Source organism: Gemmatimonadaceae bacterium (genome assembly GCA_030647905.1).
GTDB lineage: Bacteria > Gemmatimonadota > Gemmatimonadetes > Gemmatimonadales > Gemmatimonadaceae > UBA4720.
This window is the reverse complement of the sequence record JAUSJA010000033.1, coordinates 125,496-138,153: the sequence shown is the minus strand read 5'-3', so window position 1 is coordinate 138,153 and position 12,658 is coordinate 125,496. Positions and strand designations below refer to the sequence as shown.

The following is a 12,658-nucleotide window of genomic DNA, read 5'->3' as shown; positions in this document are numbered from 1 at the left end:
CCGCACATGAGAGCCACACCACGCGGTTTCGGATTCCCACCACCCGTCGCGCGCCTTTTTCTGGCGCTCGTGGCACTCGCTGCCATGCGGCCGGCAAGCGTGCAGGCGCAGCAGCTCCAGGACCAGACTTCTATCGTGGTGGCATTCGTCACCGACACCGCGGGCCGACCTCTGTCAGGGGCCGAGGTTCAGGTCGTCGGCACTTCGCTTCGTGGGAGCACCGACGACGCGGGAAGAGTGGTGCTCGTCGCGGTACCAACCGGCAAGGCCGTGCTGCGCATCAGGCGTCTCGGATTCTCCGAGCTGTCCATACCGATCTCCGTCACTCCTGGCGTGAGTCGGGATGCGCGCTACCAGCTCAAGTCGGTCGCCGCCGACCTGAAGAAGGTGGTTGTGCGCGCGAGCGCTCTGAAGCCGGAGCGCTACGCCAGGACCGGGCGATTCGACGACTTCTATAGAAGGAGGTCGCAGGGTCTCGGGACATTTCTGACGCGCGAGATCATTGACGCGAGAAACGCGCAGAAATCGGAAGACCTGCTACGCATGGTCACCGGCGTTCGCGTCCGGTATCGCGGGAATACCCCGTCAGTCCAGTTCCTGCGCTGCGAAACGGTCAACGTATACATAGACGGTATTCGCAGTCACGACCCGTTCAGGGATTACTTCTCGCTGAGCCCGCTCGATATCGAGGCGATTGAGGTATACCACGGCATTGCCACCGTGCCCCCCGAGTTCAGCCCCAATCCCAACGACTGCGCTGCCATCGTCGTATGGACGCGGTGGCATGGGTAGCGGGCAGCGGGTAGCGGGTAGCGGGTAACGGTCTTCTAGAAGATTTTGAGGTTGATATACCGCCGCGGATTGCGCTTCAAATCCACGAGTATCGAATCCATGTGCTGAATCAATGCGCGGACATCGTTGTACGCGCCGGGATCGTTGAGCGCGAGTCCGACGGTGCCCGTGCCCTGATTGACCTTGTTCACGATCGAATCCAGCCGGGTACTCGTCTTCCTGAAGTCGGCCGTCAGCACCGCCATGTTCGCGGAAGTTTCGCGCACGTTCCTGAGAGTCGAGTCGATCTTCGCCGAATCGACGCCTGACGTCGCGCTTCGAAGCGACACCTGGGTGGCGGTGAGCTGCCGGTTCTGCTCCGCGGCGATGACGCTGAACTCCGAAACCAGCCGGTTCATGCTGACCATGAGCTGATTCGACGCCGCCAGGCTGCGGCGCAGATCGGTGATGCCACCCGATGCGACGAGCTCCTTCTGTAATGCCGTCGTTATCGCGTTGACCGAAGTCGAGATTGAATCGGCTTTGCCCGTGAGCTGTGCGAGGCCCGGCGCGCTCGGGCCCACCGCCACCGTGTCGTTCTTCGGAATAAACAGCGAATTCGGCGTCCTCGGGGTGAGCGCGATCGCCATGTCCCCGAAGATTCCGTTCGGAATCACAGTCGCGACAGTTCCCTGCGGAACCTTGTACTGATCCCCGACGCGGAAAGTCGTGAGAACCGTTCCGTCCTGGCGAAGCTCGACTTGGTCCACGTAGCCGACGTTCACGCCGGCGAGCAGCACCGGCTGTCCCTGCTTGAGACCCGATGACCAGGGGAATTTGGCGTACAGCGCATAGCCCTTGGAGAGGCCACCGCGCGCCAGCCAGAGTGAGCCGATGATCGCCACGATTAGTGCGACCGCCATTACGATTCCAACGAGTACGTCGTCGCGTTTCTTCATGCCTGTAGGTAAGGTGCGAGCAGGAGTGCGGTGAGCGCATCCAGAACGAGGATTGCCACGGATGTGATGACCACGGCCTGCGCCGTGCTGCGCCCGACTCCCTCGGCGCCCGCGGTCGTGTTGTACCCTTCGTAGGAGCAGAAGAAGGCGATCGCTCCACCGAAGGCCGTGGCCTTAATGATACTGTACACGATCTGGAACGGGGCGAACGCCAGCCGCAGTCCCTCGGAGAACGCGGCGCTCGTCACGTCAGTCGCGAGGACCGCCGTCATGAACGCCGTCCCCACGCCGATCGCATTGGCGAGGATCGTCAGGATCGGCACCATGATGATCGCAGCGATGAGTCGCGGCACCACCAGATACGCAATCGGATCGTACGCCAGCGTCTCCAGCGCGTCTATCTGCTCCGTGACGCGCATCGTCCCGATCTCGGCCGTGATGCGCGCCCCGACTCGTCCCGTGAGCACCAGTGCCGTCAGCAGCGGCCCGAGCTCGAGGATGATGGACTGGCGCGATATCAGACCGACGACCGAAAGCTGCACCCCACCGAACAGCTGATACCTCGTCTGGAACGCCGTTACCGCGCCGATGAACGCCGCTACGATCGCCGCGAGCGGAAGGGAATCCACGCCGATGTTTCTCATCTGGCGGATCGTCTCCGCGCCGTACGTCTTCGGATCCCGAAAGCCGCGCCCGATGTCGCGAAGGAAATACCCCCGCTCGCCGATGCGCGCGAAAAGTGTCTTGAGCGCGCGCGTCAGGTGCGGACCCTCGCGAAAAGGATCACGCCGAGCAAGCCGAATACGATGCTCGGCGTCCACGCAGCGATCTCCGGCGGAATCAGACCGTTCCCGCCGAGCCCCTTCGTGAGCTGCACGAGGAAGATGAAGATCACCGTGGTTCCGAGCGCGAGACCCACGCCGTAGGCGGCTCCTCCGCGCTGCGTGCTCGTGGCGAGCGATGCCGCGAACAGCAGGATTATCACGCTGGTGATCGGGATCACGATCTTCAGCATCTGCTCGACCTTGAGCACGTTGACATCGGCGCCCGAGCGCTCCATCGCCCTGATGAATCGCCCCAGCTCGCGGAAGTTCATGTCCTGCGGCGCCTTGGGAGTGAGCATCAGATCCTGCGGCTGCTCGGTGAACCTGTTGTCGCGCGCCGAGTCGAACGAGTAGGTCATGTTGTCCAGGGAATCGAGAAGGACGTGCATCGTTCCGTTCGCCAGCTTCCATCCCTTCCGGGAATCATACGTCGCCGACCGCGAGCTGAGAATGTATGACGGATAGCTCGGGCCCATGCCCTTCCGCTCGATCGTCACGCCGTCAATCGCTTTCCGCGCCACGAACAGCGTCTGGATCTTGTAGACCCGTCCGGCGTCCGCGGCATACGCGAAATTATATCGCTGGCTCGTCGTGTTTACCGTCTGCCGCTCCAGCAACTCGAGCTTCCGCTTGGTGGCGAGGGGTGCGTACTCGCCGATGACGAGCCCCATCGCGGCGGCGATCACCGCGCCGAGAAAGATCGGCGCGATGAATCTGTAGAAGCTCACTCCCGAGGCCTTGCCGGCAGTGATCTCCGAGTGACGCGTGAACGAGCCGATGGAGAAGACCGTCGCGAAAAGAACCGCCGCAGGCAGGATCAGGAAGACCGAGTCCGGCAGCCCGTACAGGTAGCTCATCGCGATGTCGCCGGGCGGCAGCTTCCTGGCGAGATACTTGTCGAGATTGTCCGTCGCGTCGAAGAGGATCACGAGCAGCGGAAAACCCAGCGACGTCGCCAGGAAGATCTTGAACCACTCCGAGAATACGTACCGGTCCAACGGGCGGACCAGGCTCACGATTCGCTGGCCCGAGGGGAGCTCCGCGGAATGGCCACCCGCTGATGACGGCGCCTGAACCGATACCTCAGGTTGTCGAGCACCTCGCGGAAATCGCCGCGTGACGAGGCCGCTTCGTTGCCCATCCGCGCCAGCAGCACCAGCGCGAGCACGCCGAATACGGCGTTCGCGATCCACATCGAGACGAACGGGGGCACCATACCTCTCCGTGCGAGCGATTCACCGGCGATGAGGCCCACGTAGTACAGGCCGAACACCACCAGACTCACGCCGATCGTGAGGCCGACCCCCGCGCGCGGGAAGCGCAGCGCGATAGGCGCGCCGAGGAGCACGAAGATGAAGCAGGCCCCAGCGAGCGCGAATTTCTTGTGGATCTCGACGTCGAAGCGGTTGATGCTGCGGAGCGAGTCGATCAGCCGAAGCCGTGCGGCCTCGACCTGACCCGGTATGACTTCATTCGGAATCGCCTGCGGCGGTACGGCCGAGCCGGTGTTCGCCGCACTCGGGGAAGGTGCCGGAATGGAGACGCCCTGCGACGGAGCGCGCACGGGCGGCGCGTGCACCGGCACGGACTGCACTGGCACGGACTGCACCGGCACGGACTGCACTGGCGCGGACTGCACCGGCGCGGACTGCACAAGGCTCGTGGCTGCCGCTGAATCCACGCCGGCGCGCGTCGAATCGGTGCGCGCCTTCACCGGATCCTGCACCGCCGACGTCTGCGCGATCAGCTCCTTCACCCTGGTCCTGGCGAGGAGCGCGCAGTAAGCGTGACCAAGGCCAATGTCCACCGGCTCCACTGTCCGCGTCGCCAGCGCTTCCCTGGACAGCTTCACCTTTCGCTGCCCAGCCAGTGCGACCTTCTCGCGATACTCCTTTCTCGCCTCGACGAAGCGGCGCCGGGCATCTGCAGCGTTCCGCTCCATCTCGCAGACAGACATCTCACGCTCACCCTTGTAGGTGTCGTTCGTCGTCTTCTGGAACTCGTTGCCCACGCCGGCAACGCGGATCAGCTGCGTCTTGAAGTACAGTCGCTGAAGCTGCTCCGGCTTGTCGGTCGGAACCTCCTGCACTGTTCCGCTGTATAGCGTCAGCTGCAGGTCGGCCTGATTGGCCGACATCGCCATGTGCCCGCTGTCCGCGTAGATCGTGCGGCGGCGTGTCGGATCCCCGAGGTCGTAGATGGTGATCTCTCGCATGACGTTGGAAGTCTGGGAGAGCCGCCCGGCGCGGAGATACAGCTTGCCGGGGCTTACTTCGTTGATCGCCTGCTCGCGTAGCCCGAACGTCGGCTTCTTCTGCGCAATGTCTCCCTGAAGCGTGCGAAGCCGGTGATTCGCGCGTGGGAGAACCTGGTCGTTGAACGCTACCATGAACAGCGTCACTCCGACGGCTGCCCACAGGACGGGAGTGAGCATATTGCGCAGGCTCACCCCGCTCGCCTTTAGCGCCGTGATCTCGTTCTCCGACGCCAGCCGGCTGAAGGCGTACAAGGTTGCAACCAGCACGGCCATCGGAAGCGACAGTGCGACGGTCAGCGGAATGGAGAGCACGAGAAACTCCGCGATGACGCTCCACGGGAGTCCCTTGCCGACCAGCTCTCCGAACCGCTTCGCAATGTATTGCAGCAGCAACAACGACGTGAGCGCTGTCATTGCGAAGACGAGGGGTCCGAAGTGCTCCTTGAGGACGTATTTGTGGAGTATCTTCACGGGGTGAAATATACGGGGGGCCGATGCACCTGTGACCCCGCGCCGGAGGCGCGCTGGTCACGGTCAGATCTCGTACACCTCCGGGCCGCGATATGCGCGCTCGTCGTGCTCGCGTGCGTGGCATTCCCCGCCGAAGCCCAAATCGTGCCGGCGGATACGGTCAAGCCGCCCGTCCGGGACTCGATTCCCGTGCCGCGCGATACGGTCGCCGTGCCTCCTGGCCTGCGGATTCGAATCGGACAGGACTCGGTCCCGATACGCCTGCCCTCGGTTCTGTCCCGGGCCGAGCGCGAGAGCTATCGGCGCGCCGTCGAGCAGATCGAGGCCGCCCGCGCGACCGCCTTCCAGCAGAACACCCGTGCCATCATCCAGGCGGTATGGGGACAGGTCGCCGCCTCAACCTTCGCCACATCCGAGAAGCCCCCGTCCTTCGCCACCGAGCCGGACGACAAGTCGCAGCGAAAAGTCGCCGCCCGCGCCGGCGACATCATCGCCGAGCATTCCGATCTGACACTTCAGCTCAACGCGAGAATGGAGCTCCGCGGTGAGAAGAATCTCAACGAGCGCTGCGCAGTCAGCGGATTCGTGCAGCCCGTGTTCGACTGCCAGAGCAACTTCCTCCCACTCATTGACTTCCAGTTCAACACGCGCTCCGGCGGCGTGGTCGCCGACCGCGTCCACGTGGACGTGGATTACGACACGCAGCGCGAGTTCGACGGATCCAACAACATCTCGGTGAGCTATGAAGGGAAGGGAAGCGAGACGATCCAGCGGATCGAGCTCGGCAACGTCACCTTCCAGCCGCCCGTATCGCGGTTCATCACCGCCGGAATTCCCAGCGGCAACTACGGGCTCCAGGCGATCGCGAAGCTCGGCTCCGCCCGCTTCCGCGGAATCATCGCCCAACAGAAGGGAAACATCGTGAGTGACCGCGTCTTCACGGTCGGCGACCGAACGGTGTCGGCGGTGGACCGGCGTATCGAGGATCACCAGTTCGAGGCGCGGCGATTCTTCTTCACGATCCCGCCGAAGCTGCTCGGCGCGACCTATCCCAACATTGACATTCTGGACAGCCGCCGGATGGAGCAGCTGGCGATGTCGCTGCCCGACACTCTGCGGCCCACGCGCATCTATCTCTACCGTTTGCTGATCGGCGGACAGCCTCCGAATCCGAGCGGGCCACAATTCCGCATTCTCGGCGATCCACGGTCGCGGCGCGGCCCGGTGTACGAGCGGTTGCGTGAAGGCGTGGACTACTATGTCGATCCTTCCCAGCTGTGGATCGCGCTGGTGCGTCCGCTGTCGCTCAACAACGAGCGCCTCATCGTCGCGTATCGCGTCCGCGTGAACGGGCAGGACACGATTCACGTTTCCACCGGCGGCACCCCCGATCTCGAGTACCGGTCGCAGGCCGAGCAGTTCGCGAATCTCCTCTGGGATCCACAGGTGACTCCTTCGGACCCGGCGTTCGAGCGCGAGATCCGCAGCGTCTACCGCATCGGCGGGCCGGAAATGCGGCGGCCGAGCGTCGTCGTGAAGGTCGTGACGGGAACGAGCGACGATCAGGAGAAGGCGGTCGAATCGAAGACGCAGACGGCCAACACTTATCTGCAGCTGTTCGGTCTCGCGCAGCGGACCAACACGTCCACGTTCGACATCGAGAACCGACTCTGGCCGCGCCCCTCCGACCCCAACTTCGAGCTCAGCCTTGGCGCATCCGCGGCCCCCGTGATACGGGATCAGTTCCTTGTTTTCCCATCGTTGCGGCCATTCGCGAAAAACGGCCTTGCCCGCGGCGGTAATCCGTCCAATGACACTATCTACACGACGCCGTCCGAGTACGTGAAATCGGCGCAGCGCCCCCAGTCGGTGTATCACATCCGCGTGCGATACCAGGCCGAGGGAAGCGGGGAGGGCGGCTCGCTCATGCTGGGGTCCGTGCAGGTGCGACCCAACTCCGAACGTCTTTCGGTGGATGGGATTCCGCTCGTTCGCGGGACCGACTACTCGGTGGATTACGATCTCGGACGGGTGACTTTCGCGCGGCCTGACACGCTTTTCCCAAGGCCGCGGCAAGTCACCGCGCAGTTCGAGGAGAATCCGCTGTTCGCGGAAACGCCGACTTCGATACTGGGCGTGACGGCCGAGTTCCCACTCACCAACGGCAGCGTGAACTTCACCGCCATCTCGCAGACGCAGAACAGCACGTTCAACCGTCCGCCGCTCGGATTCGAGCCCGCTGCGTCGCTCGTTGCGGGCGTAACGGCGCAATTCAGCTTCGATGCATCTGCGTTGACGTCGCTCATGTCGCGCCTTCCATATGGCGAAACATCAGCGCCGTCGCGCATCAACGTCTCCGGTGAATTTGCCGCCAGCCGTCCCAAGCCGAACGCCACCGGGCAGGCGTTCATCGAATCGTTCGAGGGCGAGGGCGGCATTCAGGTTCCGCTGACCGACGCCCAGTGGTACTACAGCAGCCAGCCTGCACGCGGTCGTCAGATTCCCGCTCGCTTCGGATCGGACGCGCTGGATCTCAGCCGGGCGGCGACGATGGCGTGGCAGAGTGACGGCCTCGACGCGCGCGGCAACGCGATCCGTCCGCGCATCGAGGACATAGATCCTCTCACCAACATCATCGGAACCGGATTGTCGGCCCCCGAGCCCTTGCTCTGGATGACGCTCTATCCCCTCTCGGTCGGAGGGCTGCGCAGCGAGGGAGCGTTTCAGTGGACGGTGGGAAGGACACCGCCAGGGCGGAGATGGCGCTCCATCCGCACGCCGCTCGGACCGACCGGCGCTGACCTGTCGCGCATCGAGAGCATCGAGTTCTGGGCACAGATTCCCGTGAGCCGCGCGCGCCGCGCGCGCAATCCGGTGCTGGTGCTCGATTTTGGCGATATCTCCGAGAATTCAGTCTCTTTCTCACCGGATACGCTCACCGTGCGACGCACGCCGGGGGAGTCCTCGGCACGCGATTCGACCTACACGGGCAAGTCGCTCCAGGGATTCGACAGGCTCGACAGCGAGCGCGACCAGTTCTCGCGCGCGTTCAATGTCGGAGTGAATGACAACGGTCTCGCGGGCGATGTGGCCGGCGCCATCACGGTGATCAACGACACTCTTCCCGGCCGCCCCGCTGTCGTGGCAACGGTTGGCAACTTCGCGATCTGCCATGGCGGATACTCGCTGATCCGAATACTCGGCGACTCGCGCACCGACTGCACGGTCGGCAACAATCGTCTCGACGAAGAGGACCTGGACGCCGACAACGTCCTCAACCTGGCGAGCGGGGAGCGTGACGCCGAAGAGCTGCGGCGCTACATCGTGAACCTGGCGGACTCCGCGGGATTCAGCCGGGTCGGACGGTGCTCGACCAGCCCGCGCACCGTCGTCGGACCACCGCCGGAGGACGTCTGCTGGGTGCTCTTCAGGGTTCCGTTCCGGACTGCCGATGACTCGCTTGGCGCGCCGTTGCTGAGAAGGATGCGCGCGTTCCGCATCACGATGATCTCCGGAGCGGGCATCGGTGACAACGAATTCACACAAGTGCCGATAGCGCGCCTTCGGCTCACTGGCGCGCCGTGGCTCAAGCGGAGCGATGCCGGTTTGCGCGGGGTCGGAGCCGAGGAGCGAGGGTCCGGCTATGTGAACGCGGGCGTCATCGGCACGCAGGACAGGAATCTCGCCAGCGGAATCAGCTACGAGTCTCCGCCCGGCGTCGTGGACGAGCCCGATACCAAACGCAGCAACTTCCAGACGAATCGCGTTCAGATCAACGAGCGGTCGCTGCGTCTCACCGCCGGAGGACTCGGCCAGTACGAGCGCGCGGAGGCGTATTTCCGTTTTCCCGAGGGCCAGAAGAACTTCATGGCGTACAAGGAGCTCCGGCTCTGGGCGCGCGGAGTTCGCAACGGATGGGGATCGGACGGCGACCTTCAATTCTTCGTCAAGATCGGCCGCGATCCGAATAATTTCTACATGTATCGGACGCCGCTGAACGGCGGCACCGATCGCTCGGCCTGGCTGCCCGAGGTCAAGGTGGATTTCCAGCGGCTCTTCCGCCTGCGCGGCGAGATCCAGAACGCGTATCTGCAGGGAATCACGCAGAACTCATGCACCGCGCTCGATTCCGTTCTGATCGCGCGGACTCCGCTTCCCCTGGACGGAGTGCGATACGTGGCATGCTCCGATGGCTACATCGCGTACACGTCGGATCCGGGAATCAGTCCTCCCAATCTCGCGTCCGTGCAGGAGCTCGCCGTTGGAATGCTTCGCACCGGCGTCGGTGTATCCGCGCGTCCGCTCGCACCGGGCGATACGATGGAGCTGTGGGTGGACGACATCCGCCTCGGCGGAGTCGTGGACGAAGCAGGATTCGCCGGCCAGATGGCGCTTTCGATTCTCGCCGGCGACTTCGCCGACATCCGCATGAACGTCAGCCGGCGCGACCCCAACTTTCGGCAGCTCGCGGAGGAGCCGAGCTTCCTCACGGATAACGCGCTCAACATCAGCTCCGCGTTCCATCTTGAGAAGCTGCTGCCGCGCGGGTTCGGCTGGTCCGTGCCGGTGAGCGTCAACTACGCTGCGACATCGAGTGATCCGCTGTTCGTCTCGCGCACCGACGTCGAGGGAGACATCGTCGAGGGTTTGCGCACCCCGAAGTCGGCGGCGACGTCGGTGACGTTCGCGATGTCGCGCGCGAGGCCTCTGGAGAATTCCCGCTTCGCGCCGCTCCTGAACAATCTTTCGCTCGCCGCCACATACACGTCCGGCACCGCCCGCACGGAGTACGAGAACGGGCGAGCGCACAATCTCACTGTCGGCCTCGACTACAATCTCTCGCGGGCGCTGCTGCCGGAGCTTTCGCGCTGGTCCCCGGCGGAGCTTCACGTAACGAGCGTGTACACGCGCGGCAGTGACCGCCGTCTGACATTCCTCAAGCCGGCCGAGGCGCGCGACGACATCCCGCGTCAGATTGCGGGACTCATGAGTACCTGGCGGAACGGCACGTCATTCCAGCTCAGGCCGACGAAATCGCTTTCTGGGCGACTCGATTTCAATTCAGTTCGGGATCTTCGCGGGTATGGCGACGATACGCCGCTCGGGATCGTCACCGGCAGCGACCGCGTCCGCATACTTGGCGCCGACGCCGGTCTCGAGCGCGAGCGAGAGCTGCAGGCGGGCCTCAGCTACACGCCGGCGTTCTCCGCGTGGTTGCGTCCGCGAGTGGATTTCGGAAGCTCGTACAACATGCTGCGCGATCCGAATACGTTGAGCTTGCTGCGAATCGAGGATTCGGCGGGGACCGTTCGCCTTCCACGCCGGCTCGGCAGCTCGCAGACGAGCACCGCGGGCGTGACGCTGGATCTGCCGCGCGCGGCGCAGCTTTATCTGGACAGCACCGGCTGGGTGCACCGGTTGCTCACCGCAATTCAACCCATTGACGTGAACTACAATCGCAGTCTGCTTTCCGTCTTCGATCAGACTCCATTCTCGCCGCCACTGTCGTATCAGCTGGCGTTCGGAGGGGTCGGGCGATTCAGGGAGATCGGCGGAAGCGCCGCCACGAGTGCGGGGATCATCAACCAGCTTTCGGCGAACCACACGATCCTGCTCCCCTTGGGAGCGAGTCTCGCCAACCGGTATCAGCTCATCAGCGCGCGGAACTGGACGCGCCGTCTCGATGACGGCCAGGCAGTGACCGATGGCACGCAGGTCGTGTTCCCCGATCTGTCCCTCAGGTGGAGCATGAAGCCCGATCGTCTGCGGAACGTGATATCGAGCATCGGCGGCAGCGCGCGTGCCGTGCAGACGCGGCAGGTCAACAGCCGGCAGCCCGAGCTGTTTACGTCGCCAGGTGGGGGCACGGAGAGCGCCGATGCGCTGGCACAGCCGGCGTTCGCGGTAGACCGCGGCGAGACCGTGGTGCGTAGCTATCCCGCGAATCTCGCAGTCGTGTTCGCCGGCCAGCGGCCGCTGTCCGCGAGTCTGGGATACGCGTTCTCGCAGCGGAGCGAGACCCGTCCGGGGCTCAGCTCGAAGAACGCGAACAGCGACATCAGCGTGGAGCTGTCAAAGCCGTGGGCTGTCCCGCCCGATTGGAAGCTGCGCAGCGATATCCGTACCCGGCTCAGCTATCAGGACACGCGTGGCGATAACTTCGTTCTGAATCCGCTGGCTCTGAGCCAGGAAAGCCGGCTCACCGACAACGGCCGGCGTGCGTTCAGCTTCAGCGCCGATACGGACGTTGCCGAGAATCTTTCCTCGAGCTTCGTATTCTCGCGCGTGGAGAGTTTCGACAAGAACCTGAACCGCCGATTTACCCAGACCGTGCTGAGCGCGGTGCTGCACCTTCAATTCTTTGCCGGGGACATGAAGTGACATCCGCCGAACCCTCGCAACACGCGTATCGCAATTCTTCCAGGCTTCGACGAATTCCGCGGGTGCGTTCGCCGCGCGCGGCGGTGGCGCTTGCCGTCGTCGTTCTGATCTCGGCCATTGCATGCCGCGGCAGGGAGCCGAAGGGCGGTAACTTCGACGGTGAAGGGGCGCTCCGTTATGCGAAGGCGCAGCTGGACTTTGGACCGCGCATTCCGGGCACCACGAGCGCGCAACGCGCCGGCGACTGGATCATTCAGCAGATGCGCGCACGCGCCGACACTGTGATCGTGCAGAGTTGGACGCACGTGACGCTGGATGGAAAGCAGCTGCCGATGCGAAATATTCTCGCGCGCTACAATCCGAAGGCGGCCGATCGCATTCTCTATGTGACGCACTGGGATACGCGCCCGGTCAGCGATAACGCGGAGGATCCGAACCAGCGGCAGCTGCCCGTTCCTGGCGCCAACGATGGCGCGTCAGGTGTCGGACTGTTCATCGCGCTCGGCGACGCCCTGAAGAAGAACCCCACGACGGCAGGCGTTGATCTGCTGTTCGTGGATGGCGAGGACTACGGTCAGTTCGATGAGAAGCTCGCGGATGTTCTGATCGGGAGCGCGTTCTTCGCGAAGAATCCACCCGAGCCGGGATACAGGCCGATCTTTGGAGTGCTGTGGGACATGATCGGCGACAAGGATCTCGCGATCAAGAAGGAGGGATATTCGGTTCAGCAGGCTCCCGAGGTCGTCGATCGCGTCTGGTCCAAGGCCGCGGAGTTGGGTTACGACCGGGTGTTTCTCCCGGTGGAGCAGTCAGCGATCACCGACGATCACGTTCCGCTTCTGCAGGCCGGTTATCGTGTGATCGATGTGATCGACATCGACTATCCGTACCATCACCGGCCGACTGATACGATCGACAAGATCTCGACGAAGTCGCTGTCCATTGTCGGCGAGGTTGCCGAGGCGTTATTGCGATAGCGCTTTTTTCCGGGGCTC

Annotated in this window: 7 protein-coding genes; 3 read left to right on the top strand and 4 right to left on the bottom strand. The window is 63.8% G+C overall.

The features are described from left to right. Positions 1-6: 6 nt before the first annotated feature. Positions 7-792, top strand: a complete 786-nt coding sequence (locus Q7S20_12020) for a carboxypeptidase-like regulatory domain-containing protein (GenBank protein ID MDO8502559.1) — start codon at positions 7-9, stop codon at positions 790-792. Between the two features lie 35 nt (positions 793-827). Here Q7S20_12020 and Q7S20_12015 read toward each other — a convergent pair whose 3' ends face one another. Genes Q7S20_12015 through Q7S20_12000 form a run of 4 tightly spaced genes read right to left on the bottom strand, consistent with a single transcriptional unit; the run spans position 828 to position 5,282 of the window. After that, a complete protein-coding gene (locus Q7S20_12015) occupies positions 828-1,730 on the bottom strand; it encodes an MlaD family protein (protein MDO8502558.1) in 903 nt (300 codons plus the stop codon). Next, positions 1,727-2,551, bottom strand: a complete 825-nt coding sequence (locus tag Q7S20_12010; GenBank protein ID MDO8502557.1) for an ABC transporter permease — start codon at positions 2,549-2,551, stop codon at positions 1,727-1,729. The genes Q7S20_12015 and Q7S20_12010 overlap by 4 nt, the downstream gene beginning before the upstream one ends. After that, entirely contained in the window at positions 2,488-3,570 is a 1,083-nt protein-coding gene (locus Q7S20_12005; protein ID MDO8502556.1) for an LptF/LptG family permease, read from the bottom strand. The genes Q7S20_12010 and Q7S20_12005 overlap by 64 nt, the downstream gene beginning before the upstream one ends. Continuing rightward, positions 3,567-5,282: an LptF/LptG family permease gene (locus Q7S20_12000; protein ID MDO8502555.1), complete on the bottom strand. Its 1,716-nt coding sequence runs from the start codon at positions 5,280-5,282 to the stop codon at positions 3,567-3,569. The genes Q7S20_12005 and Q7S20_12000 overlap by 4 nt, the downstream gene beginning before the upstream one ends. Before the next feature lie 117 nt (positions 5,283-5,399). Here Q7S20_12000 and sprA point away from each other — a divergent pair, with 117 nt between their 5' ends. Together sprA and Q7S20_11990 are read left to right on the top strand one after the other, a co-directional pair. Continuing rightward, the gene (sprA, locus tag Q7S20_11995) at positions 5,400-11,663 is read left to right on the top strand and encodes a cell surface protein SprA (GenBank protein MDO8502554.1); all 6,264 of its coding nucleotides are present in this window, start codon (positions 5,400-5,402) and stop codon (positions 11,661-11,663) included. 62 nt (positions 11,664-11,725) lie between these two features. Beyond that, the gene (locus tag Q7S20_11990; protein ID MDO8502553.1) at positions 11,726-12,640 is read left to right on the top strand and encodes a M28 family peptidase; all 915 of its coding nucleotides are present in this window, start codon (positions 11,726-11,728) and stop codon (positions 12,638-12,640) included. Positions 12,641-12,658 lie beyond the last annotated feature (18 nt).

What these genes read in the sequence shown, in the direction of transcription:
- Q7S20_12015 (MDO8502558.1), bottom strand. Translation starts at nt 1,730, where the DNA reads ATGAAGAAACGCGACGACGTACTCGTTGGAATCGTAATGGCGGTCGCA.
- Q7S20_12020 (MDO8502559.1), top strand. Translation starts at nt 7, where the DNA reads ATGAGAGCCACACCACGCGGTTTCGGATTCCCACCACCCGTCGCGCGC.